This window comes from Paraburkholderia oxyphila NBRC 105797, from assembly GCF_000685075.1.
In the GTDB taxonomy this organism is placed as follows: Bacteria; Pseudomonadota; Gammaproteobacteria; order Burkholderiales; family Burkholderiaceae; genus Paraburkholderia; species Paraburkholderia oxyphila.
In genome coordinates, this window is record NZ_BAYD01000004.1 from 219890 (window position 1) to 243549 (window position 23660).

General features: G+C 66.7%; 18 protein-coding genes. 9 read left to right on the forward strand and 9 right to left on the reverse strand.

Annotation, left to right across the window (positions count from 1 at the left end; genetic code table 11):
• Window positions 1-164: 164 nt before the first annotated feature.
• A complete protein-coding gene (locus BO1_RS03860) occupies window positions 165-713 on the forward strand; it encodes a peroxiredoxin (RefSeq protein WP_028216431.1) in 549 nt (182 codons plus the stop codon).
• 57 nt (window positions 714-770) lie between these two features.
• On the opposite strand, the gene BO1_RS03865 is transcribed toward BO1_RS03860, so the two are convergent.
• The 3 genes from BO1_RS03865 to ispD form a co-directional block, all read right to left on the reverse strand.
• Window positions 771-1928 (reverse strand): acyltransferase family protein, encoded by a 1158-nt coding sequence (locus BO1_RS03865; RefSeq protein ID WP_043283682.1) that lies wholly within the window; start codon window positions 1926-1928, stop codon window positions 771-773.
• Window positions 1929-2158: 230 nt separating this feature from the next.
• Window positions 2159-2638, reverse strand: a complete 480-nt coding sequence (gene ispF / locus BO1_RS03870; RefSeq protein ID WP_028216433.1) for a 2-C-methyl-D-erythritol 2,4-cyclodiphosphate synthase — start codon at window positions 2636-2638, stop codon at window positions 2159-2161.
• Window positions 2639-2695: 57 nt separating this feature from the next.
• On the reverse strand, window positions 2696-3415 hold the full coding sequence (gene ispD, locus BO1_RS03875) for a 2-C-methyl-D-erythritol 4-phosphate cytidylyltransferase (RefSeq protein WP_028216434.1): 720 nt from the start codon (window positions 3413-3415) through the stop codon (window positions 2696-2698).
• Between the two features lie 345 nt (window positions 3416-3760).
• Between ispD and mfd the strand changes: the two genes are divergently transcribed.
• From mfd to mscL, 4 genes are all read left to right on the forward strand, one after another.
• Complete coding sequence (mfd, locus tag BO1_RS03880; protein ID WP_028216435.1) at window positions 3761-7249, forward strand: transcription-repair coupling factor; 3489 nt, start codon at window positions 3761-3763, stop codon at window positions 7247-7249.
• Window positions 7250-7468: 219 nt separating this feature from the next.
• Window positions 7469-8710, forward strand: coding sequence for an acetylornithine deacetylase (gene argE / locus BO1_RS03890; RefSeq protein ID WP_028216436.1), 1242 nt, complete (start codon window positions 7469-7471; stop codon window positions 8708-8710).
• Window positions 8711-8774: 64 nt separating this feature from the next.
• The gene (locus BO1_RS03895) at window positions 8775-9794 is read left to right on the forward strand and encodes a threonine/serine dehydratase (RefSeq protein WP_028216437.1); all 1020 of its coding nucleotides are present in this window, start codon (window positions 8775-8777) and stop codon (window positions 9792-9794) included.
• Window positions 9795-10012: 218 nt separating this feature from the next.
• A complete protein-coding gene (gene mscL / locus BO1_RS03900; protein ID WP_028216438.1) occupies window positions 10013-10459 on the forward strand; it encodes a large conductance mechanosensitive channel protein MscL in 447 nt (148 codons plus the stop codon).
• A gap of 151 nt (window positions 10460-10610) precedes the next feature.
• On the opposite strand, the gene BO1_RS03905 is transcribed toward mscL, so the two are convergent.
• The 3 genes from BO1_RS03905 to BO1_RS03915 form a co-directional block, all read right to left on the reverse strand.
• On the reverse strand, window positions 10611-12605 hold the full coding sequence (locus tag BO1_RS03905; RefSeq protein ID WP_028216439.1) for a hybrid sensor histidine kinase/response regulator: 1995 nt from the start codon (window positions 12603-12605) through the stop codon (window positions 10611-10613).
• Window positions 12606-12801: 196 nt separating this feature from the next.
• Window positions 12802-13398: a response regulator gene (locus BO1_RS03910; RefSeq protein ID WP_245643698.1), complete on the reverse strand. Its 597-nt coding sequence runs from the start codon at window positions 13396-13398 to the stop codon at window positions 12802-12804.
• Window positions 13399-13440: 42 nt separating this feature from the next.
• A complete protein-coding gene (locus BO1_RS03915; RefSeq protein ID WP_028216441.1) occupies window positions 13441-15165 on the reverse strand; it encodes a sensor histidine kinase in 1725 nt (574 codons plus the stop codon).
• A gap of 444 nt (window positions 15166-15609) precedes the next feature.
• Here BO1_RS03915 and BO1_RS03920 point away from each other — a divergent pair, with 444 nt between their 5' ends.
• Entirely contained in the window at window positions 15610-16113 is a 504-nt protein-coding gene (locus tag BO1_RS03920; RefSeq protein WP_028216442.1) for a hypothetical protein, read from the forward strand.
• A 118-nt stretch (window positions 16114-16231) separates the two neighbouring features.
• Here the strand turns inward: BO1_RS03920 and BO1_RS03925 are convergent, their stop codons facing one another.
• Window positions 16232-18724 carry an AsmA family protein gene (locus BO1_RS03925; protein ID WP_028216443.1) on the reverse strand — a complete coding sequence of 831 codons (2493 nt, stop codon included), beginning with the start codon at window positions 18722-18724 and terminating at the stop codon, window positions 16232-16234.
• Between the two features lie 128 nt (window positions 18725-18852).
• Between BO1_RS03925 and BO1_RS03930 the strand changes: the two genes are divergently transcribed.
• Both BO1_RS03930 and BO1_RS03935 read left to right on the forward strand, forming a co-directional pair.
• A complete protein-coding gene (locus tag BO1_RS03930) occupies window positions 18853-19605 on the forward strand; it encodes an ABC transporter ATP-binding protein (protein ID WP_043283684.1) in 753 nt (250 codons plus the stop codon).
• Entirely contained in the window at window positions 19602-20426 is an 825-nt protein-coding gene (locus BO1_RS03935; protein WP_028216445.1) for an ABC transporter permease, read from the forward strand. Before BO1_RS03930 ends, BO1_RS03935 begins: the two co-directional genes overlap by 4 nt.
• Window positions 20427-20573: 147 nt before the next feature.
• Here the strand turns inward: BO1_RS03935 and BO1_RS03940 are convergent, their stop codons facing one another.
• Both BO1_RS03940 and ligD read right to left on the reverse strand, forming a co-directional pair.
• Entirely contained in the window at window positions 20574-21131 is a 558-nt protein-coding gene (locus BO1_RS03940) for a DUF6013 family protein (protein WP_028216446.1), read from the reverse strand.
• A gap of 245 nt (window positions 21132-21376) precedes the next feature.
• Complete coding sequence (gene ligD / locus BO1_RS03945; RefSeq protein WP_028216447.1) at window positions 21377-22453, reverse strand: non-homologous end-joining DNA ligase; 1077 nt, start codon at window positions 22451-22453, stop codon at window positions 21377-21379.
• Between the two features lie 309 nt (window positions 22454-22762).
• Here ligD and serB point away from each other — a divergent pair, with 309 nt between their 5' ends.
• Window positions 22763-23602, forward strand: a complete 840-nt coding sequence (gene serB / locus BO1_RS03950) for a phosphoserine phosphatase SerB (RefSeq protein WP_028216448.1) — start codon at window positions 22763-22765, stop codon at window positions 23600-23602.
• Window positions 23603-23660: the final 58 nt, after the last annotated feature.

Here is a 23660-nt window from a genome sequence, read left to right on the forward strand (position 1 = left end):
CGTTTCCTTGCCGGCGCCTGTTCACGCCGATACTGACCTGTGACACGGCACCGGCGCACGCTCGCAGCACGCGCCGGCCACCCCTGCGACAATTGCTGGAAGCAATCGGGCCATGCGGCGCGCGCACGGGGCGCGCGTGCGCCCCGTCTTCAAGGAGCGACGCCATGAAAACCGTCGGCGACAAACTCGAAGCCTTTACCGTCACGGCCGCGAAGCCCGGCTTCAATCAGCACGAAGAAAACGGCGAGTCCGCCTTCCAGGAAATCACCGAGCAGAGCTTTCCCGGCAAATGGAAGGTGATTTACTTTTATCCAAAGGATTTCACGGTCGTCTGCCCGACCGAGATTGCCGCCTTCGCACAGTTGCACAAGGAATTCGAAAACCGCGAGGCCGTGCTGATGGGCGGCAGTTGCGACAACGAATATGTGAAACTTGCCTGGCGGCGCGAAAACCAGGCGCTCGACCGGCTGAATCACTACTCGTTCGGCGACGTGAAAGGCGAGCTGATCGACCAGCTCGGTATTCGCGACAAGGAAGCGGGTGTGGCGCTGCGGGCGACGTTCGTCGTCGATCCCGATAACGTCATTCAGCACGTCTCGGTGAACAACTTGAGCGTCGGGCGCAGCGCCGGCGAGGTCCTGCGCGTGCTGGACGGGCTGCAAACCGGCGAGCTTTGCCCGAGCGACCGCGAGTTGGGTGGCGCAACGTTCTGAAGTCCGCGCAGTGTCCGCTCGGTGAAGGCCGCCCGGTGATGCCGCGGTGAGATCCGCTCAGGTCGGACCTGCCGCGGCACGCGCGGGCAGACGGCTGCGAATCGCCGTGGCGAGCGGCTCCTTCCATTCGAGCACGCGCTTTTCCAGCAACTGCCAGGACAGATGTGCGAGCAACACGGATAGCGTGAACTGCATGACGAGCGACAGCAGATCCTGCGCAAGCGGCGGCACGTGCAGACTCGTGTAGAGCGCCGGCGCCTCGCCCAGGCGCGACGGCACCAAATTGTGGAAAAGATAGAAGCCGTAGCTGATGGTGCCGAGATACGCGAGCGGCCGCGCCTCGAGTGCGGCCACGAGCAGGCTGTCCTGGTGGCGCACGAGCCACAGGAACACGGCGCCGAGCGAGAGCGCGAGGCCGATATCGAGCAAGCCCGGCAAGATCGCGCACTGCGTTGCTTCACAGGCGTCGCAACCGGCGCGCGCGAGCGCGAAGGCAGCGAGACTCGCGCACGCGAGCACGAGCCCGATAGCGCTTTGTACCCGCCCTTCTCCAGGCACCCCAGCCACTTCAGGCACGCGGGCGCCGCCGATGGCCAGCACGCCGCCGAGCGCGAGCAAGGCGAAATTCCAGGGCGAGAACGCATAAACAAGCGGCTCGATCGCCCCACTCGCGTAGAGCGCGAGATGCGCGAGCGCCGCGGCGAATATCATCGCGATGCAAATCGCCAGATGCCGCGACGCGCGCGTGAACAGCAGCGCAAACGGCGCAATCAGATAGAACTGCTGCTCGACCGCGAGGCTCCAGAAATGCGAGACCGTGCCAGGCCATCCGTCATGAACGATGCCGATCCAGAAATTGGAGAGGAATACGTAATGCCACGCGAGCCCCAGATCGACATCGCGTTGATAGAAGCATGCGTGCGCGATCGTCAGCGCAATGAGCAGCAAATAGTAGACCGGGAAGATACGCAGCGTGCGCTTCACGAAGAACACATAGAGCACCGCATCGCGGCGCGCCCTGCGTTGTTCGACACGCAGTCGGTTGCGATGCAGCTCACCGATGATGAGATAGCCGCTGATGAGGAAGAACAGCCACACGCCGATCTTGCCCGCGTCGATCGCCTCGACGTGCGCCTTGTGCGCGAGGAACACCAGCATCACGGCCAGTGCCCGGAGACCGTCGAGGCCTTTCACGCGTCTTTCGAGTCCCGTCATGAACCTTTCCGCTTCCGGTACGCCTGAATACCGTTTGAGTATGTGGCGAAAAAAACGGAAATTAATCGACAAGAAAAGCAAAGGCGGTGATTGCAGGTGCAATCACCGCCTTTTATGCGGGAGCAGGCACGCGGCCTGCGCAGTGCGTTCGACACTTTTCGGGCACGCCGTTTGCGGCGCGCCAATTATTTAGATGTGCCACGCGATGCGATCCGAAGACCGCGCGAGCTTCACGCGCGCGTGAGCAGCACGGCCGCCTGCGCTTCGATGCCTTCGCCACGGCCCAGATAGCCGAGCTTCTCATTGGTCTTCGCCTTCACGTTCACGCGATCGAGCGGCAACTGCAGATCTTCCGCGATGCACGCGCGCATGGCTTCGATATGCGGCGCGAGCTTGGGCGCCTGCGCGATCACCGTGCTGTCCACGTTCACGAGCGCGAAGCCCGCCTCTTGCACGCGGCGCAGGCATTCGCGCAGCAGCACACGGCTGTTCGCGCCGTAGAACTGTTTGTCGGTGTCCGGGAAATGGCGGCCGATGTCGCCGAGCGCGGCGGCGCCGAACAGCGCATCGGTGATGGCGTGCAGCAGCACGTCGGCGTCCGAGTGGCCGAGCAGCCCGCGCTCGTAGGGCACCGTCACTCCGCCGATGACGAGCGGGCGGCCCGGCACGAGCGCGTGCACGTCATATCCTTGTCCGATTCTGATGTCCATGTGTGGGTCTTCCGTATCGTGATGCGCAGTGCGCTTGTGAGTCTGCCTCGCCGAGGCTCAGCTTCCAGGGTTGCGGCTGAGAATGGCTTCGGCGAGCGCGAAATCTTCGGGGTACGTCACCTTGAAATTGCGCAGGCTGCCCTGCACGAGCCGCGGTGAATGGCCAAGCCATTCGATGGCGCTCGCTTCGTCGGTGAGATCGTGGCCTTCTTGCTGCGCGCGCTCGATGGCGGTGCGCAGCATGCCGATGCGAAACATTTGCGGGGTCTGGGCCTGCCAGAGGCCGTCGCGCGATTCCGTGCGGACGATGCGCGGGCCGCCCGGCACATGGTGAGGCGCCACGCGCTTGAGCGTGTCGGCTACCGGCAGCGCCATGATGCCGCCCACGGGGTCGTCCTTGAGCGCGTCGACGAGCGTGCGGATCAGCGCGGGCGTGATGCCGGGGCGCGCGGCGTCGTGCACGAGCACCCAGTCGTCGTCGCTGGCGCCGAAGTCCGCGAGCGCGATGAGTCCGTTGTAGACCGACGCCTGGCGCGACGCCCCGCCGTTGCGGCGCACCGCAAAGCGCAGGCCGGCGAAGCGGCGCGCGTCGAAATGGCTATCGTCGGGAGAAATGACGACGAGCGTCTGGCCAAATTCGCTGCAGGCGTCGAATGCCGCGAGCGTATAGTGCAGGAGTTCGTGTCCGGCAACCGTCCGATATTGTTTGGGCATGGCCGAGCCCGAACGGCTGCCGGTGCCGGCGCAGGGGATCAGGGCAAAAAGGCGTGAAGTCACGGTATCGCTAGCCGCATGAGTCAAAGTAAAGGACGGATTTTATAATAGGTCCTTTACCCGTACGCCCAACGCCCGCAACCAGCGCCGCAACCGTTGCTGGCCGGCGGGCATGGCGGGCACGATGGCAGCCCTTCGCAAGGCCGGGTGCGCCGGCACCTGAGACGCATCGGCGCCGTTCAGGAACCACTGGCGCGACGTCCCGAACGGTGCCGTTGCGCCTTTCATTATTACGAATTGCTGTCGACATCCGGACCGCACGCTCCCTGCCCCGCACGCGTTCCGGGACTAACGCATACGAACCGCACACGAACCGCATACGCAGCGCCTCGCCAACCTGTTGCCCCTATGTCCGATATCGCCGCATCCCCGCTTTCGCCGTCTTCGTCTCCGTCCCCGGTCGCCGTCGTCAAGCCGGGGCAGCGCTTCGCGTTCGACGGCACGCACGGCTCGTCCGATGCGCTCCTGATCGCCCGTTACCGCGAGGCTTCGCGCGCGAGCGCCCCGAGTGTTCCACTGCTCGCCGTGATCTGCGCGAGCGCCGTGGACGCCCAGCGTCTCGCCCAGGAGATCCCGTTCTTCGCGCCCGAAGCGCGCGTGCGCCTGCTGCCCGACTGGGAAACGCTGCCTTACGACACGTTCTCGCCGCACCAGGACCTCGTGTCCGAGCGCCTCGCGACGCTGCACGATCTCGGCGAGGGCCGCTGCGACATTCTCATCGTCCCGGCCACGACGGCGCTCTACCGCATGCCGCCCGCCTCGTTCCTCGCGGCGTACACGTTCTCCTTCTCCCAGGGTGAGCGCCTCGACGAAGCGAAGCTCAAGTCGCAGCTCACGCTGGCCGGCTACGAGCACGTGAGCCAGGTCATGCGGCCCGGCGAGTACTGCGTGCGCGGCTCGCTGATCGACCTGTTTCCGATGGGCTCGCCGCTGCCATACCGCATTGACCTCTTCGACGATCAAGTCGATTCGATCCGCGCCTTCGACCCCGACAACCAGCGCAGCCTCTATCCGGTCAAGGACGTGCGGCTCTTGCCGGGCCGCGAGTTTCCGTTCGACGAGGCCGCGCGCACGGCGTTTCGCAGCCGCTGGCGCGAGGTGTTCGAAGGCGACCCGAGCCGCGCGTCGATCTACAAGGACATCGGCAGCGGCGTGCCTTCCGCGGGCATCGAGTATTACCTGCCGCTCTTCTTCGAAGAGACGGCCACGCTGTTCCACTATCTGCCGGAAAACGCCCAACTGGTGTTTTCGGGCGATCTGGACGCCTCGATCCGCCGCTTCACCGCCGACACGAAGCAGCGCTACAACTTCCTCGCGCACGACCGCGAGCGGCCGATTCTGGAGCCGCAGCGCCTGTTCCTGACCGACGAGGACTTCTTCACGCTCGCCAAGCCCTTCGCGCGTCTCGCGCTGCCGGCGACGAGCGCGGGCGGCTGGGCCAACGCGCTGCCGAGCCTCGCGATCGACCGCCACGCTGAAGATCCGCTCGCCGCGCTGCGCGGCTACCTCGACACCACGAAGAACCGCGTGCTGTTCGCGGTGGAGTCGGCGGGACGCCGCGAGACCATCGCGCAACTGCTGGCCGAGAACCATCTGCGCCCCACGTCCGCGGACAGCTACGAAGACTGGCTCACCGGCGACGAGCGCTTCGCGCTGGGCGTGGCGCCGCTCTCGACCGGCTTCGCGCTGCCCGGCGAAGGCCTCGCGATCATCACCGAGACCGAGCTCTACGGGCCGCTCGCGCGCCGCGCGGGACGGCGCCGCCAGGAACAGGCGAGCAACGTCGATTCGATGGTGCGCGACCTCTCCGAGCTCAAGGTGGGCGACCCGGTCGTGCACGCGCAGCACGGCATCGGCCGCTACCACGGGCTCGTGACGATGGACCTCGGCGAAGGCGACACCGAGTTCCTGCACCTCGAATACGCGAGCGCGAGCAAGCTCTACGTGCCGGTCTCGCAGCTGCACGTGATTTCGCGCTACAGCGGCGCCGATCCGGATAGCGCGCCGCTGCACGCGCTCGGCTCCGGCCAGTGGGAAAAGGCGCGCCGCAAGGCCGCGCAGCAGATCCGCGACACCGCCGCCGAGCTGCTGAACCTCTACGCGCGCCGCGCCGCGCGCGAGGGCCACGCGTTCGCGCTCGAACCGCGCGACTACGTGAAGTTCGCGGAGAGCTTCGGCTTCGAGGAAACGCCGGATCAGGCGGCGGCCATCGCAGCCGTGATCGGCGACATGACGAGCGGCAAGCCGATGGACCGCCTCGTGTGCGGCGACGTGGGCTTCGGCAAGACCGAGGTGGCGCTGCGCGCGGCGTTCATCGCCGTGATGGGCGGCAAGCAGGTGGCGATCCTCTCGCCCACCACGCTGCTCGCCGAGCAGCACACGCAAACCTTCACCGACCGCTTCGCCGACTGGCCCGTGCGCATTGCCGAGCTTTCGCGCTTCAAGACCGGCAAGGAAGTGGGCACGGCGATCCAGCAAATCAATGAAGGCAGCGTCGATATCGTGATCGGCACGCACAAGCTGCTTTCTTCCGATGTGCAGTTCAAGCGCCTCGGCCTCGTGATCATCGACGAGGAGCACCGTTTCGGCGTGCGCCAGAAGGAGGCGTTGAAGGCGCTGCGCGCCGAGGTGGACGTGCTCACGCTCACCGCCACGCCGATCCCGCGTACGCTCGGCATGGCGCTCGAAGGCCTGCGCGACTTCTCCGTGATCGCGACTGCGCCGCAAAAGCGCCTCGCCATCAAGACCTTCGTGCGGCGCGAGGAAGACAGCGTGATCCGCGAAGCCATGCTGCGCGAGCTCAAGCGCGGCGGCCAGGTCTATTTCCTGCACAACGAAGTCGAGACCATCGAGAACCGCCGCGCGATGCTCGAGGCGCTCGTGCCTGAGGCGCGCATTGCCGTCGCGCACGGGCAGATGCACGAGCGCGAGCTCGAAGCCGTGATGCGCGATTTCGTGGCGCAGCGCGCGAACGTGCTGCTGTGCACGACCATCATCGAGACCGGCATCGACGTGCCGACCGCGAACACCATCCTCATCCATCGCTCCGATAAATTCGGCCTCGCCCAGCTGCACCAGCTGCGCGGCCGCGTCGGGCGCTCGCACCACCAGGCTTACGCGTATTTGCTCGTGCACGATCCGCAGGGGCTCACGAAGCAGGCGCAGCGCCGTCTCGAAGCGATTCAGCAGATGGAGGAGCTGGGCGCGGGCTTCTATCTCGCGATGCACGACCTCGAGATCCGCGGCACCGGCGAGGTGCTCGGCGACAAGCAGTCGGGCGAGATCCACGAGATCGGCTTCCAGCTCTACACCGACATGCTCAACGACGCCGTGAAGGCGCTCAAGGACGGCCGCGAGCCGGATCTGAACGCGCCGCTCGCCGCGACCACGGAGATCAACCTGCACGCGCCCGCGATCCTGCCCGCCGACTATTGCGGCGACGTGCAGGAGCGCCTGTCGCTCTACAAGCGCCTGGCGAACTGCGAGCACGACGATTCGATCGACGGCATCCAGGAAGAGCTGATCGACCGCTTCGGCAAGATGCCGCCGCAGGCGCACGCGCTCATCGAGACCCACCGCCTGCGCCTCGCGGCCAAGCCGCTCGGCATCACCAAGATCGACGCGGGCGAGGCCGTGATCGGGCTGCAGTTCGTGCCGAATCCGCCTGTCGACGCCATGCGCATCATCGAAATGGTGCAGAAGCACAAGCACGTCAAGCTCGCGGGGCAGGACAAGCTGCGCATCGAAACGCGCAGCCCCGATCTCGCGGTGCGCGTGGCGACGGTGAAGGAGACGCTGCGCGCGCTTGGCGCGCCTGCACGGGCGGCGGCACGCTGAGCGCGTGAAGAGTCCACCGGCGCATGCGCGGAGATATTGCGCATGCGCCGCTGCGATGGTGATGCTGCATCGCGTCATATTGGCGAATTCGACGTAATCGCAGGCTTACGCGCACCTGTGCGCGTGTTCGCGCTCTGCAACGAGCTATTGCTGCTGTGGCCTTTGGCTTGGCCCATTCTTTTTGGGTAATATGGATGGACAAGCAAGCTGGAGTCCACCATGGTCATAGCCGCTGAATCAGCGCAGTCTTCTACACCGCCCTCCGCAGTTTCGTCGTCCGCCGCCCTTCCCGCCTCGCTCCCCTGGGTCACCCGCCTCGTGTCGATGGACACGGTCAGCCGCCATCCGAATCTCGGGCTGATCGAGACCGTGCGCGACGACCTGCGTGCGCGCGGCATCGAAGCGACACTCACCTACGGCCACGACGGCAAATGGGCCAACCTGTTCGCGACGCTGCCCGCGCACGACGGCTCGACCGACGGCGGCATCGTGCTCTCGGGCCACACCGACGTGGTGCCCGTCGACGGCCAGAAGTGGGACAGCGACCCGTTCAAGCCCGAGATTCGCGACGGCCTGCTCTATGGCCGCGGCACCTGCGACATGAAGGGTTTTATCGGCGCGGCGCTCTCGCTCGTGCCCGAGATCCAGCAGACGAAGCTCGCGAAGCCCCTGCATCTGGCGCTCTCGTTCGACGAGGAAGTCGGTTGCGTGGGCGCGCCGCTCATGATCGAAGACCTCGTGAAGCGCGGCGTGAAGCCCGAGGGCTGCATCGTCGGCGAGCCAACGAGCATGCGCCCGATCGTGGCGCACAAGGGCATCAACGCGTATCAATGCTGCGTGCGCGGGCACGCGGCCCATTCGTCGCTCACGCCGCGCGGGCTGAACGCCATCGAGTACGCTGCGCGCCTGATCTGCTACATCCGCGACATGGCCGACGAGTTCCGCGCGAAGGGCCCGTTCGACGAGCTCTACGACGTGCCGTTCACGACCGCGCAAACCAGCACGATCGAAGGCGGCAACGCCATCAATACGGTGCCGGCCGAATGCCGCTTCGCATTCGAATTCCGCAACCTCCCCACGCTCGACCCCGAGCCTATCTTCGCGCGTATCGAGCAGTACGCGCGCGAGACGCTCGTGCCGAAGATGCAGCGCGAAAATCCGGCGGGCGCGATCGAGTTCATGAAGATCGCCGCAGCGCCGGGCCTCGACGACAGCGAGCAGGCGGCGATCACCCAGCTCGTGCGCGCGCTCACGTCCGACCAGACGCGCCGCAAGGTGGCGTACGGCACGGAAGCGGGCCTCTTTGCCCGCGCCGGCATTCCGAGCGTGGTGTGCGGGCCAGGCGACATCGAGCAGGCGCACAAGCCGAACGAATTCGTTTCGCTCGACCAGCTCGCGGCATGCGAAGGTTTCCTGCGCAAGCTTGTGCACGGCCTTTCGGTCGACGCACAGGCACAGTAGTGGGCTCCTGGCTAACCGGATAGTCATCCTCAACAATCACGTCCCGCGCCGCAGGTCCAACGCCATGTCAACCGCCACGCCGCTGCCCACCGATCGCACGATAGACGGCGAAGCCATACCCACGCTGGACGAGATCGCCTCGCAGCACTTCACGCTTGCGCCGTGGGTGCTGCGCACGCCGGTGTTCGACCGTCACGACCTGCCCTCGCTCGGCAACACGCACGTCAACTTCAAGTTCGAACTGCTGCAGGAGAGCGGCAGCTTCAAGGTGCGCGGCGCGTTCACGCACCTGCTCGCGCTCGATGCGGCCCAGCGCAGCGCGGGCGTGACCTGCGTCTCGGGCGGCAATCACGCGATCGCCGTCGCGTATGCGGCCAGGCGCCTTGGCATCAGCGCGAAGGTCGTGCTCTTTCGCACGGCGAGTGAGGCGCGCGTCGAGCAGTGCCGCCGGCTTGGCGCCGAGATCGTGCGGGCCAGCGACAGCCGCGAGGCATTCGAGATCGTGCGGCGCGTCGAGGCCGAGGAAGGCCGCTATTTCGTGCATCCGTTCAACGGCTATCGCACGGTGCTCGGGACGGCGACGCTCGGCTACGAATGGGCGACCCAGGCGCCCGACCTCGACGCGGTAATCGTGCCGATCGGCGGCGGCGGGCTCGCCGCGGGCGTCGCCACGGCGCTGCGCCTCGCCAATCCGCGCGTGCAGGTCTATGGCGTGGAGCCCGAAGGCGCCGACGCGATGAGCCGCAGCTTCGCGGCCAACCACACGGTGCGCATGACTCACATGCAGACGATCGCCGACTCGCTGATGTCGCCGCATACCGAGCAATACAGCTACACGCTGTGCCGCCGTCATATCGAGCGCATCGTCACGGTCTCGGACGACGCCCTGCGCGCGGCGATGCGCCTGCTCTTCGACGAACTGAAGCTGGCCGTCGAGCCGGCCTGCGCGACGGCCACCGCGGGCCTCTACGGGCCGCTGCGCGACACGTTGCAGGGCAAGCACGTAGGTGTCCTGTTGTGCGGGACCAATACGGACCCGCGGCGCTTTAGCGAGCAGATCGAGCTATGCATGAGCCCGGAGTAAGTGCTAAAGCACTAACTCCGGCCGACAGCTCGGTCAATGACGGCGGCGCCCGCCGGGCACGCCGTGTGCACTAGCGCATGCCGCGTGAAGCGGGCAAGCGGCCAAATGTCATGCAGTGTCAAATCGCTACCGCATTGCGAATGCGTTCGCTATCATTGCGCCATTGCGTCGTTATGCCCCCCTGGCCCGTGCCGCCCCCGTTCAAGGAGAGCCCGCTCATGAGCATCATCAAGGAGTTCAAGGAATTCGCCGTCAAAGGCAATGTGATGGATCTCGCAGTCGGTGTGATCATCGGCGGCGCCTTCTCGACCATCGTCAACTCGGTCGTGAAGGATCTCATCATGCCGGTGATCGGCGTCGCCACGGGCGGCCTCGACTTCTCGAACCTGTTCGTGCGGCTCGGGCACATTCCCGCGACCTTCAAGGGCAACCCCGACTCGTACAAGGATCTGCAAACCGCCGGCGTGGCCGTGTTCGGCTACGGCTCGTTCATCACGGCGGTGATCAACTTCGTCATCCTCGCGTTCATCATCTTCCTGATGGTGAAGTTCGTGAACAAGCTGCGCCAGCCGGAACCCGCCGCGCCGGCCGCGCCGCCGCCCACGCCCGAAGACGTGCTGCTGCTGCGCGAGATCCGCGATTCGCTCCAGAGCAATTCGCGCTGAGCGGCGCTTGCGAGATCAACGGATCAACGCTCGCCAGATAGCCTGCCGGCAAAGCTAGTCACACAAAAACCCGCGTCGCCGTTTTTCGGCCACGCGGGTTTTTTGCGCCCTGTTGTGCCCTGTTGCACGCGAGGCGCGAATCGCGCAGCGCTCATGCCGCCGGAGCCGCGGGATCCGACACGCCGCTTGCGCGTTGCGTGACCATCTCTTCGATCAGGCGCTCGAGCTGCTCGAAATTCACGGGCTTCGTGAGATGCGCCGTGAACCCGGCATCGATACTGCGGCGCACGTCGTCGTCGGTGCCGAAGCCGGTGAGCGCGATGGCCGGCGCCGCCGACTCCTTGCGGAACGCGCGGATGAAGTCGATGCCCGAGCCGTCCGGCAAGCCGATATCGCTCACGACCAGATCGAAGCGTTGCGCCGCCGTGAGCGCGAGCGCACCGGCCACGCTCGTGGCCACAGCCACCTCGTGGCCGAGCGCGCGGATCAGTTGCGACATGACCTCGGCCGTGTCCTCGTGGTCCTCGATCAGCAGGATCTCGAGCGCGCCCGCGCGGTGCGGCCCGCTGTGGTCCGCGGGACGCGCGACACCCGAGCCAGGCGCGGCGGTCGGCAGCACGATCGTGAAAGTCGCGCCGCAATGCGTGCCCGGGCTCTTCGCGCTCACAGTGCCGCCATGTGCCTCGGTTAGCGCCTTCGTCACCGCGAGCCCGAGTCCGAGGCCGCCGAACTGGCGCGTCATGTTGTGGCTGCCCTGCTCGAAGGCGTGAAAGAGCTTGCCGATCTGCTCCGGCGCGATGCCGATGCCGGTGTCCTCCACTTCGATCACCACATGCATGCGCTCGTCGCGCGTGCGCACGAAGATGTGGCCGCCGTCCGGCGTGAACTTCGCCGCGTTGCGCACGAGATTCCAGAACATCTGCTGCATGCGCGCGCGGTCGCCGCGCACGTAGTGCTGCTGTGCCTCGCGCTCGACGTGCACATCCTGCTGCTTGATCTGCATTTCGCTGTGAAAGAGCTCGAGCACGGCGTCGATCACTTCATGCACGTCGACCGTGTCGAGCGTGAGACTCAGCTTGCCGTTCGCGACGCGCGTGAGATCGAGCAGATCGTCGATCAGGCGTGCCTCGAGCTCGATATTGCGGCGGATCATCAGCACGCCCGCGCGCGCGGCCTCGGGCAAGCCGGGGATCTGCTCGAGCAGGCGCGTGCCGGCCAGCACCGGCGTGAGCGGCGTGCGCAGTTCGTGCGAGAGCATGGCCAGAAAGCGGTCCTTCGCGCGATTGGCCTCTTCGGCTGCCTGACGCGCAGCCTGCTCGGAGGCGAGCAGCAGCTCGCGCTCTTCGTTCGACTCGCGCTGCGCGTGGATGTCGGTACAACTGCCGAACCACTTGTTGACGCTGCCGCGCGGATCGCGCATCGCGACGATTCGGACATCGAACCATCGATACGCACCATCGTGACGGCGAATGCGCAATTCGTGGCGATAGTCGTCGTTGTTGGTGCGCACGGCCTTGAGCCACGTGTCGCGAATCTCGTCCCGGTCGTCCGGATGCACGGCGTCGAGCCACGCGAGGCCATGCGTCGTGCCGGCGTCGAGACCCGTGTATTCGCACCATTGCTTCGAAAGGAAATCGCACTCGCCGTCCGCGCCGCAGGTGAACACGAGGTGCGGCAGAGCCTCGGATAGCGTGCGGTAATGCTCCTCTCGATCGCGCAAAAGCAGCGCCTGGTCCGAATCGCGCTGCAGCACGACCTGAGCGAGCACACGGGCGACCGCTTCGGGCAGGTAGTCGAGGTAGTCGCCCGATTTCGGCACCACGTCCGAGACGCCCGCGCGCAACGCGGCGATCACGCGTGATTCGTCGGTGAAGCCGGTGACGAGAATGGCCGGCACGCGCACGTCCTCGGCACGCAGGCGGCGGAAAAAGTCGAGACCGGTCTCGGCACCGTCGAGCTGATAGTCGAGCACGAGCACGTCCGGTGTGCGCGCCGCGAGCACGGCGCGCGCCTCCCCAACGCCCGTGCAGGTGTCCACGCGCGCGCCGGCCCGCACGAGCGATTTGCGCGCGAGGCGCAGGATGCCTTCGTCATCGTCGACAACGAGCACGTGCGCGCCCGCCAACATCGTTGCCGCTTCGTTCATGCCGTTCATGCCGTTCATGCGTCTGGCATCCCTCGTGACTGGCGCCGCGCCGAGGGCGCGTCCAGTATCAATATTGTCATGGTGGTCATGCGTGAATCGAAAGCCGTATCTGATCGTTCAAGTCCTCGGCAAGCCGCGGGGCAGGCACAAGCGCGCACGATCCCGCACGAGCACGCACAGGCACACGCGAGAGCCCTCAAGGACGCACAAAGCGATGCCCCGGCGGCAGCTTGACGACCTGAAGGAAAAACCCGAGCCGCCGCACCGCCTCGATGAACGCGTCATATTCGACGGGCTTCGTGATATAGACATTGCAGCCCAGCTCGTAGCAGCGCTCGATCTCGCGCGGATCGTCGGTCGTCGTCAGCACGATCACCGGCACCGACGCCGTCACCGGATCGGCCTTCAGCCTTCGCAGCACCTCGAAGCCGTCCACGCGCGGCATGCGCAGATCGAGCAGGACGACGAAATTCGCCAGCTCTTCGCGTGAAGGGTAATTCGACGCCGCAAGCGTATCGGCGCCCGGCGTACCAAAGAAATAATCGAGTGCCTCCTGGCCATCACGAAAACGCAAAAAGCCGTTGGACACACCCGAGCGCCGCAGGTTGCGCTCGACCAGCGTGGCGTGCCCGTCGTCGTCTTCGACCAGCACGATGCTCACGCGGTGCCCCGAGTCCACGGGCTCGGCCGGCAAGCCGGCGCTCAGTCCGCCCGGGCATGGGTTCGGCTGTGCTCCCGCATTTCCCCCCGTTTTTGCGCCCGCTTTTGCTGCCATTTCTTCTCGTTCTCTCATGCCGCTCTCCGACATTTCCTCATGCGATCCGATGGTGTGCCTTCATACTGCGCGCAGCGGTTCATCGGGCAGCGCGACGAAGAAGGTGGAACCCTCGCCTTGCGTCGACTCGACCCAGATACGCCCGCCATGACGCTCCACGATACGGCGCGCGAGCGCGAGCCCCGTGCCCTGCCCGATCGAATCGCCTCCGTGCAGGCGCTGGAACGCGCGAAACAGCAACGGCTGATACGCATCCGGAATGCCAATGCCATTGTCGCGCACATAATAGGTCCGCGTGCGTGTGCCGGATATGCGCCAGGCATCGCGTGCGTGGACGTGGGCGATGACGGTCGGCGCCGTCCGGTCAGCTGCCTCTCCGCCAGGGCTAGCCAGGCCGCCGCCAGGCCCGGGGGGCGAAGCCGAAGCCGGTGGCTGTGCCGCCGCCTCGCCCGGCTCGAGCGCGCCAATCTCCACCTGCCCGGGCCGCGCCGGATCGAGGTGGCGCAATGCGTTATCGATCAAATTGCTGAAGATCTGCTCGAGCGCCCCCGGGTCGCCCCACGCGGGCGGCAGCTCGCGCACCTCGATGCGCGCCTGCTGCGCGAGCCCCGCCGCGAGGCCCGCGAGCGCGCGCTCGACCACGCGGCCCACATTCACGCGCTGCCAGCGGTAATCGAGCCGCCCGGCGCGCGAAATGCGCAACAACGCGTCGATGATGGCCGCCGCGCGCGCCACGGCCTGGCGCAGGAATTGCAGCGATTCGTCGACGTCGCCATCGAGCACTTCGACCATGCGCCGGTGCTCGTCGGCGGGCAGATCCGCCGCATCGATCTGCTCACGCAGATCGCCACACGAAACCTGCAGCTCCTTCGAAAAACCCTGCAGATTCACGAGCGGCGAACGCAGGTCGTGCGAGACGCTGTAGATGAACATCTCGTTGTCCTGGCTCTCCTGCCGCAGATTGTCGTTGGCGGCGGCGAGATCCGTGGCGCGCTCCTGCAGTTGCAGCTTCAGCGCCGCCTGTTCGTGCTCGGCCTCGCGCAAGCGCTGGCTGGTCTGATCGAGCACGGCGTCGAGCGCCGCGATTTCGTCGTCGCCAGCGAGCGGCCGCGCCAGCGCCACCCCCTCGCTCAGCCGCTGCGCATTGGCGCTCAGCGCGGCCAGACGCAGGCCCACGTTGCGCGCATACACGATCGCCGTGGCGGCCCAGATCAGCATCGACCCGACCACGGCGACGATGAGCGCATCCTGCTGCCGCTCGCGGGTCTCGCGCAGCGAGGTGCCGCGCGCGTCGTCGAGACGCGTTTGCTCGGCGACGAACCCATCGAGCTCGCTGCGCACCGCGTCGATTTCGGGCGGCAGGCCGTCGCCGTCCGCTCGCGCGAAGCCGCTGATACGGCCCGCTCGCAAGGCGTCGGCCACCTCGCCGCAGCGCGCACGCCACGCGTGTGCATAGTCGTTGATGCGCTGCACGCGCGCGAGTTGCGCGGGGTTGTCACTCACCATATGTGCGAGCAGCGAGATGCGATCCGAGAATTCGGCCCAGACGGCGCGGCGGTCGATGAAGGAGGGATCTTCGAGCACGATCGCCGTGCGCACCCGCGCGGCCTCCCGCAACAACGGCTGGGCGAGGCTCGACGCCTGCCAGAGGATCTGCTTGCTGTTCTCGGCGCTCTTTGCGGCCTCGGCGGCCTCGCCTTGCGTATCGAATACGACGCCGAGCAGCGCCAGCTCGATTGCGCTCGGTATCGCGATCAGCAAAAGCCCCTTGGCGAACAGTTTCATGTCGATTTGATTGGATGGCGCTCTGGGCGACGCCTCGCGCAGCGAGCTGCGCGAGCGGACCTCCCCGTCCAGGTCCGCGCGCGGCGGGTCCCCCGCGGCGTGAAATCGCCGCGCCCGCCTGAGCCAAAACATTATCTGCGCGAAATTATGAGATTACAACGTATGTGTCTATGCGCACCCGGTAGTGAGAAAAGCCGGCATTTTCCCGAGAAATCGTCACACCGCACGCGCGTGCAGGTCTATTATTGAGACCGGAGACAAGTGAAAGAGAAGCGAAAGAGCGCCGGGATACCTACATGAGCGCGACGTGCGATCCGGCATGGCGTTTGCCTGACGCGGTGAGGGTTTTGGACGTGGTCTCCACGTGCCTGAATTCTCGTGAATCCGGCAAATCCGTATGCTATAAAGGATCGACGTGCGGCGCACCAGTCCGGGAGTGGTCGCATGGGAACGCTGCGTTTTTTGCAATCCACCTTTTTCAGGCGAATTTTTATGTCCTTCCCGAAAAAGCGTAAACGCATCACGGCAGATGGCGACGAGTCCTTTCTCGCCGTACTGAGCCACTTCAAACCTTTCGGTCAACTCGATACGAAGATTGCGCGCGCGCGTGCGCAGGACGAGCCGGTGCTCTATGCACACGTGCTGCCTGGGCTCGACGTGCTGTTGTGCAGCGTTCGTGGTGCGCAACCGCCCTATCCCGGCACGAGCGAATTGCGCAGACGCTGCATCGAATCCATCGCGCATGCGCTCGAGCAGCCGCTCGAAGGGCTTGAGAACGGCGGCTACTGGTACGAGGCCGACGGTTTCGGTTTCCTCGTGTTCGCAAGCCGGGCGCGCGGGCGAATCCTGCCCGAGTTCGGCGCGGCGCGGCCCGGCATCAGTTCGCGGCACGCAGCACGCCGCCAGGACACCACCGGCGATCCGGCACCACGCCAGCAGTTGCGCTGACCGCCACTCAAAAACGCCCGACGCTCAAGCGCCGGGCGTTTTTACATCTGCCTGCCTGTCCATACGCTGCTGTTCGCGGCACGCGTGCTGTCCAACCGCGTTGCGCGCGCGGGCAATTTCAACTGCCTTTGTAGAGACTCTGCAGACCGGGCTGCGACGCCGCGCCGGATGGCGTATTGCCGGCGTTGCGCGACGCGCCACGTGACGCGGACGGCGAAGACGCTTTCGCGCCACTGCCAGGAAGCGGCGCTTCGCGCATCTTCTGACCCGGCGGTGGCGCCATTGGACGCTGGCGAATCTGCGCAAACAGCTGATCGCAAGGCAGCGGCTTGTTGTTGCTCGGCGCGATGAGCGGGATCAGTGCCGCAAACGGGTTGATGAGCCCGAGCCCCACCATGGCGCCGCCGCGCAGTGCGAGCGCCGCGGCATCCACACCCACGTGCGGATCCTTGAAGGTGCCCTTCACGTAGAGCGGCGAGCGCAGCGAGAACACCCGAAAGCCCTTGGTGTGCGGGTGCACTTTCATGTCCATCGATTCGTTGCGCAGATCGATGGGGCCGTCGATGTCGATCACGGCGTCGTCGGTGTCTAGCGCGAACACGCGCGGATCGAGCACGCCGTTGGTCGCCACGAAATCGGCCGCCGCGCAGTTGATGTTCACGTCGTGATTGCCGAACAGCTTTTCGTAGACCACGTTCGCGACGTTCAGGCCCGCCGCCTCCATCAGCAGGCGGCTGATCGTGCCCTGCGTGACCAGCGCCTTCACTTCGCCGTTGGACGTGGCAGCGAGCGCCGCCGGCGAGTTGCCCGTCGCGGAAAGCGAGGCGTCGCCGTTGACCTCGCCGAGCGCCGACTGCATCGACTTGAAGTTCGGGAACAGTTGCTTGAGCTTCAGGTGGCGCGCGGCAACGGTGCCGCGTGCCTTGAGCGGCGTACCGCTGCCGTCGAGCGAAAGCCGCGTGGCGAAGGTGCCGCCCGCCACGCCGAACTGCAGCGGCTCGAAGGCGAGCACGCCGTTGGTCAGGCTCACGTGCGTATAGAGGTCCTGGATCGGCAGGCTGCCCTGCTTGATGATGCGCTTGCCGGTGAACTTCACGTCGGCGTCGATGGAACTCCAGCGGTCGGTCTTGAACGGCTCTACAGGGATCACGCGGTCGGCGGGCTGCGTGACGGTGTCGCCGCGCCTGGCCTTGCTCGCCTTGCTGTCCGCGCCGATGATCGGCGCCAGATCGGAGAACTGCAGCAGGTTCGAGACCAGCTCGCCGGACAGCAGCGGCCGGGGCTGGCGCTGCTCGTACACGAGCGTGCCGTTCAGGTCGCTGCCGCCCACGCGGCCCGTGAAATTCTCGTAGCGGAACACGCTCGCGCCGCGACGAAACTGGCCGACGAAGCGCCCTTCGGTTGCGTAAGGCGGCGTTTCGGGCAGCGTCACGCCGGTCAGCTTGTAGAGATGCGCCATGCTCTGGCCTTGCAGCCAGAGGCGCAGATCGACGGCCGCGAGGTGCGTGGGGTCCGTGAGCGTGCCGACGAGCGCGATATGCATGTCGCCGGCGCGCACGTCGGCCTGGAGCGGGAACGGCCGGCTGGCGTCCTGCAGTGCGAGCACGCCGCCGAACTTGCCGTCGCCCGAGAGCGGCGTCTTGTTGTACGTGCCCTTGATCGTCCAGCCGATGGCATAGAACGGCTCGCTCGGCTTGCCGGCGGATGGCGCGCTCGCCGCGCTTGTTGCGCTCGCAGCACTGGCGGCGCTCGCGCCGCTTTCGGCCAGCTTCGCGCCGGCACTCTGTGAGGCTGCGGCGCCGCTTGCGGCCGGCGCACTGGAAGCGGCAGCAATCGCCCCAGACGCGCTGCCGGCGCCGCTGGCCGCATTGGCCGCACTCGCCGCAGCCGCCTCGGACGCCTGCTGCTTCTGCGCCTGCTCCGCGAGCCGGTTCGCCCCCGCGCGCCCGATCACCTGGGCGGAGCCCTGGCGCGACGCTGCTTCCTGCTGCTCCATCACCTTGCCAATCGGAATCCCGTGGCCGAGCAGGGTCACGGCGATTTTCACATCGGTTTTCGTCTGCTGGTCGTCCACCGCGATGTTGCCATCGGAGAACGTGATGTCGTGCAGATCGAGCTTCCACGTGGAAGGGCCGCCAGATGAAGCCAGCTTGAAGGTCCAGTTATTGCGCCCATCCGCGAGCCGCTCGATATCGATGGCCGGATTCACGAGATTGATTGCCGGAATCACGATGTCGTGCGCGATGAGCGGCAGCACGGCCACTTCGAAATCGACCTCGTCGAGCGTGGCGAAGTGCGGCGTCTTCGTCCAGTCGGGATTCGCCACTTCGATCTGCGTGGCCGAGAAGCGCGGCCAGGGCACCCAGGCGCGCCAGCCCGTTTCGCTCGGCGCTCGGCGCCAGCCCACCTTGAGGTCGCCGACGATGGCGAACGGCCGCCCGATGGCTTCCGTCACCTTTTCGTTGACATAGGGTCTGGCGCGATTCCAGTCGAAGGTGTAAATGAAGACGCCAAGCGCAGCGACGAGCACGACGACAACCGCCACAAGCCATGCGAAGATCTTGGCGAGTGTGCGGCCGAAGCCATGGGCCTTGGGTTGCGGTGACGTCATGCGCACTCCATGTTATGCATTGTTGTTTCGCCAACGATAGTGCAGCAGCCGGCGTGCCCGGTCGCGTCCACGATGCACTGCATCACGTCGCGCGCCCTGCCGCAGCCTGCTTTGTTTGAGTTTCTCCGATGACTCATCAGAACGATTTGAGCCGCTCCGGCGTTGACGCGACAGCCGCCGCGCCGCTCGTCGAAGCCCAACGCATCACGCGCCGCGACGCCCAGCGCGGCCAGGTCTTGCTGCATCCCACCGACTTCGCGCTGCACGCGGGTCAGCGCGTCGTGCTCACGGGGCCGTCCGGCTCGGGCAAGAGCGTGTTCCTGCGCGCGCTCGCGCTGCTCGATCCGCTCGACGGCGGCGTGCTGCACTGGCACGGCCACGCGATCGCGCATGCACAGATTCCGCGCTACCGGCGCCACATCGCCTATCTCCGGCAGCGGCCCGCGCTCATCGAGGGCACGGTGGAAGACAACCTGCGCTACCCCTATTCGCTCGTTGTCTACCGCGACGCCGCCTTCGACGCCGCGCGCGCGAGTGCGCTCTTCGACGCGGCGGGCCGAGGGCCCGGCTTCCTCGCGCGTGCCACCGACGAGCTTTCCGGCGGCGAGGCGCAGATCGTCGCGCTCGTGCGCGTGCTGCAACTCGATCCGGAGGCGCTGCTGCTCGACGAGCCCACTGCCTCGCTCGATCCCGAATCGGCGCGCGCGGTCGAGACGCTGATCGCGCAATGGTTCGAGCACGAGCGCGCGGCGCGCGCAACCGTCTGGGTCTCGCACGATCCCGCGCAGGCGCAACGCGTGGGCGAACGCCATATCACGATGCGCGCGGGCGTGCTCGAGGCGCCCGCCTCCGCGCAAGCCGCGATGGGAGCGCTGCGATGAGCCCCGGCGTGCTGCAGAACCTCGGCATTGGCGATGTCGCCATTGCAGCGCTGCTAGTGTTCGTCAACGGCGCCGCTTCGGTGCTGCTCAAGCTCGACCTCGAACGCAAGCTCGCATGGGCCGCCGTGCGCACCGTCGTGCAGCTGCTCGCGATTGGCTACGTGCTCGGCTGGGTGTTCGCGTTCAACCGCTGGTACGCGGTGCTGCCGCTGATAGCGCTGATGACGCTCATCGCCGGGATTGCCGGCTCGCAGCGTGGCGCACGCACCTACGCGGGCCAGCGCGTGGACAGCATCGTGTCGATCTGGATCAGCGCGTGGCTCGTCGCGGCGGTCGGCCTGTTCGTCGTGATCCGCATCCGGCCGTGGTACGAGCCGCAATACGCGATACCGATCCTCGGCATGATTCTCGGCAATACGCTCACCGGTGTCTCGCTCGGCGTCGAGCGCATGATGCAGGAGCTCACGGCGCGGCGCGACCGCGTGGAGAGCGCCCTCGCGCTCGGCGCGACGCGCTGGGAGGCGGCCCAGGCGTGCGCGCGCGAAGCCGTGCGCGCGGGCATGATCCCGACGCTCAACCAGATGGCCGTGGTGGGTGTGGTGAGCTTGCCCGGCATGATGACGGGCCAGGTGCTGGCGGGACAGTCGCCGCTGCAGGCGGTGCGCTATCAAATCGTGATCATGTTCCTGATCGCGGCTTCGTCGGCGCTCGGCACGGTGGGCGCCGTGGTGCTCAGCTACCGGCGGCTCTTTTCGATCGAGCATTGCTTTCTGGCCGCGCGACTCGTCGAGCGGGATGCGCGCAACAAAGCGCGCGCCTGATGTAAGCGGCGTGCCCGCGATGCCTGGCGTACTTGACCCATGTGCGGCGCTTGCAGTGCGCACGCCGCCCATGTCTTCAAGCCATCTGTCGTCACGCGCGCGAGCAGTGCAGCTCGAGAAGCACCGCCCGCGCGTAGCGCTCGCCGGCTAGCGTTGCGCCGAAATGCTCAACTGCGTGCCGTCGCTGAGCTTGAGCGTCTTGACCGTGCCGTTGGTCGGCATCGAGAAGTGCAGCACCTCGCTATGCGCGACCACCTCGGGGCACTGAGCGCCGGCCGCTGCCTTGCCGGTACGCGGCGCCTGGGCCCGGAAGCTCACCTGCACATTCGCCGTGCCGTCCTTGGCGACGATAGGCGCGAGCCGCACCTGGGTCTGACGCACCATCGCGCCGTTCGCGTCGAGTGGCAGCGAACCGTAGTCTGGACAGCTTTGCGCGGCCGGCACCGCGCCGCCTGGCGGCGTGGTGCGCCAGGTGAAGTCGTCGGTGTCACCCGAGCGCAGCGTGCGGGTTTCCTGGGAGTCGCCGTAGAGCTTCGACGTGACCTTCACCGTGTAACGGATCGGGCCATCGGTCGGGGTCTTCGATGTCACGTTGATCGGCGTCGAGGCGAACGCGGGCAGCGCGATCGCGCAAGACAGGGCAACGGCGACATGGACGAGCGCCGCGCGAGTGCGGCGGGGGCGGCTGGAGCTGCTGCAAGGCATGCGTCACCTCCTGGCGGGAGCTGCCGCGGCCGCGAAAGACGCGGTGCGGGCAGCGCGTGGCTGATCTTCTACTGTCAGTCTAGCGCGCCGCGCGAAGGCTTGCGCCGGACGATGACGTCGGCCCGACCAGGTTTTATCCGGCTTGCCACGCCGCGCATTTTGTTAGCAATGCGCAACGTGTCTCCGGGTACACCCCCGCAGCCGCCTCGAAACGCATTGCCCCGCGTGCCCGCCGAAGCCTGCGCCTACGCGCCGCCCTCCTCCAGCCGCAGCGTCAGCTCGCTGCTGATCGACTGACGCACGCGCGCATAGCGCGCCCACGGGTCCGAGCGCTTGACGTGCGCCAGTCGCGCGTCGATATTCGCGAGCGTCCATTGCGCGCCGCCCGTCGTATCGGCGAGCTCGTCCCACGCGATCGGCACCGAGATGCCCATGCCGGGCCGCGCGCGCACGCCATAGGCGACTGCCGTACTGGCGCCGCGCACGTTACGCAGATAGTCGACGAAGATCTTTTTCTTGCGATGCTCTGGGCCCATGGTCGCCGTGAACTGCGTGGGCCAGCCCGAAGCGAGGCGCTGCGCCACCGCGCGCGCGAAGGCCCTGGCGTCGCCCCAGCCCGCGCCGGGCACGAGCGGCACGACGATATGCAGCCCCTTGCCGCCGCTCGTCTTGCAGAACGACTCGAGGCCGAGCTCGCCGAGCATCGTGCGCGTGAGCTGCGCCGCCTCGATCATGCGGTCCCAGCCAAGCGCGGGATCGGGATCGAGATCGAACACGACGCGGTCGGGCGCTTCGATATCGGCGACGACAGCATTCCAGGTGTGCAGCTCGATCGCGTCCATCTGCACGACGTGCACGAGCGCTTCGCGCGTGTCGATGGTGATGAGCGGCGGATGGCCGGGATCGAGACCTTCGTGTTGCGTGACCTCGGGAATTGGCGAACGCGCGCTGTGGCGCTGGAAGAAGACCTCGCCGTCCAGGCCGTGCGGTGCGCGCACGAGCGAGACGGGACGATCGCGCAGGTGCGGCAGCAGCCAGGGGGCGGCGCGCGCGTAATAGCGCACGAGATCGAGCTTGCGGGTGCCGCTATCCACATCGATAACGCGGCGCGCGCTGGTGATGCGTATGCCATCGACTTCGCCGATGGTGCCGTGGCGGCCCGACGAGGCCCGATGAGATCGAGGCGCCCGGGGCGTTGCGACGCGCGGCGCGCGCTGTGCGGACGCACTGGGCGCGGTTTGCGCCGCGGCGTCCACGGTCTCGGCCCGCGCGCCGGTCGGTGTTCGGGCGGTGCCCGTCTGGGCGTTGAGAGCGTCCTGCATACCGGTTCCCCTTGCGCCCATCGAGCGCATGCGACGCATCGCGCGACGCGAGTCGCGACACGTACGGTTGACGGCACGCGGCGGCCGTCCCCCGGCGGGCGCCGCACGAGCTTTCATTGTGCCTAAAAAGACGACTTTCGTCTCCGTAAGCTTTGAAGCGGGCCGCGAGCCCATCTCGAAACGGTACAATTCGCCTTTCGCCGCGTGCACCGGCCGGAACACCGGTCTTTGCACCCTTTTTCCCGATACCCGTTCGATCCTCCTCCGTTTCCGGGGCGCCATCCCGGGATCCTCAGCGCCGCTCACGTCATGAATCTCGTCATCCAGAGTCCTGCTCCGCTGCAAGCCGTCCACCACAAGCCGCTGCTCGCGCTCGGGCGCGGCAGCCGCCTCGTGCCGATCGACGCGCACGCGATCCGCATCGAAGACGCCGCGCCCGCGCAGCACGCCGACCTCGAGGTCTATTGCGGAACGCATCAGCTCGACCATGCGTTCATCGAACCGGGCCGCACGCTCGCGAGCTTCGGGCTCGTCGCCATGGACATGGACTCGACGCTGATCACGATCGAATGCATCGACGAAATCGCCGACTTCTGCGGCCTGAAGGCCGAAGTCGCCGCGATCACCGAGGCTTCGATGCGCGGCGAGATCAAGGACTTCAACGAAAGCCTCACGCGCCGCGTCGCGCTGCTCAAGGGCCTCGACGCGAGCGCGCTCGAGCGCGTCTACGAAGAGCGCCTGCAGCTCTCGCACGGCGCCGAGAAGATGCTCGCCGGCGCGAAGGCCGCGGGCCTGAAAACGCTGCTCGTCTCGGGCGGTTTCACGTTCTTTACCGAGCGGCTGAAGGCGCGCCTCGGACTCGACTTCACGCGCGCGAACACGCTCGAAATCGTGGACGGCAAGCTGACCGGCCGCGTCGTGGGCGAGATCGTCAATGCGGATGTGAAGGCGCGCACGCTCGTCGAGACCTGCGCGCAGATCGGCATCGAGCCGCGCCGCGCGATTGCCATGGGCGACGGCTCGAACGACCTGAAGATGATGGCCGAGGCGGGCCTTTCGGTGGCGTTCCGCGCGAAGCCCGTGGTGCGCGAGGCGGCCAGCGTCGCGTTCAACTTCGTTGGGCTCGACGGCTTGCTGCGGCTCTTCTGAGCCACCTGATTCAGAGCCGCCTGAGACATGTGCCGCACAAGCGGCACGCATGCCACTG

Bases quoted from the DNA above. Each gene is read 5' to 3' on its own strand.
- BO1_RS03920 (WP_028216442.1), top strand. From the start codon at position 15,610: ATGGGAACGCTGCGTTTTTTGCAATCCACCTTTTTCAGGCGAATTTTT.
- BO1_RS03905 (WP_028216439.1), bottom strand. From the start codon at position 12,605: ATGAACGAAGCGGCAACGATGTTGGCGGGCGCGCACGTGCTCGTTGTC.
- BO1_RS03895 (WP_028216437.1), top strand. From the start codon at position 8,775: ATGTCAACCGCCACGCCGCTGCCCACCGATCGCACGATAGACGGCGAA.
- serB (WP_028216448.1), top strand. From the start codon at position 22,763: ATGAATCTCGTCATCCAGAGTCCTGCTCCGCTGCAAGCCGTCCACCAC.
- mfd (WP_028216435.1), top strand. From the start codon at position 3,761: ATGTCCGATATCGCCGCATCCCCGCTTTCGCCGTCTTCGTCTCCGTCC.
- BO1_RS03925 (WP_028216443.1), bottom strand. From the start codon at position 18,724: ATGACGTCACCGCAACCCAAGGCCCATGGCTTCGGCCGCACACTCGCC.
- ispF (WP_028216433.1), bottom strand. From the start codon at position 2,638: ATGGACATCAGAATCGGACAAGGATATGACGTGCACGCGCTCGTGCCG.
- BO1_RS03860 (WP_028216431.1), top strand. From the start codon at position 165: ATGAAAACCGTCGGCGACAAACTCGAAGCCTTTACCGTCACGGCCGCG.
- BO1_RS03910 (WP_245643698.1), bottom strand. From the start codon at position 13,398: ATGAGAGAACGAGAAGAAATGGCAGCAAAAGCGGGCGCAAAAACGGGG.
- BO1_RS03930 (WP_043283684.1), top strand. From the start codon at position 18,853: ATGACTCATCAGAACGATTTGAGCCGCTCCGGCGTTGACGCGACAGCC.
- ligD (WP_028216447.1), bottom strand. From the start codon at position 22,453: ATGCAGGACGCTCTCAACGCCCAGACGGGCACCGCCCGAACACCGACC.
- BO1_RS03935 (WP_028216445.1), top strand. From the start codon at position 19,602: ATGAGCCCCGGCGTGCTGCAGAACCTCGGCATTGGCGATGTCGCCATT.
- BO1_RS03940 (WP_028216446.1), bottom strand. From the start codon at position 21,131: ATGCCTTGCAGCAGCTCCAGCCGCCCCCGCCGCACTCGCGCGGCGCTC.
- mscL (WP_028216438.1), top strand. From the start codon at position 10,013: ATGAGCATCATCAAGGAGTTCAAGGAATTCGCCGTCAAAGGCAATGTG.
- BO1_RS03915 (WP_028216441.1), bottom strand. From the start codon at position 15,165: ATGAAACTGTTCGCCAAGGGGCTTTTGCTGATCGCGATACCGAGCGCA.
- BO1_RS03865 (WP_043283682.1), bottom strand. From the start codon at position 1,928: ATGACGGGACTCGAAAGACGCGTGAAAGGCCTCGACGGTCTCCGGGCA.
- argE (WP_028216436.1), top strand. From the start codon at position 7,469: ATGGTCATAGCCGCTGAATCAGCGCAGTCTTCTACACCGCCCTCCGCA.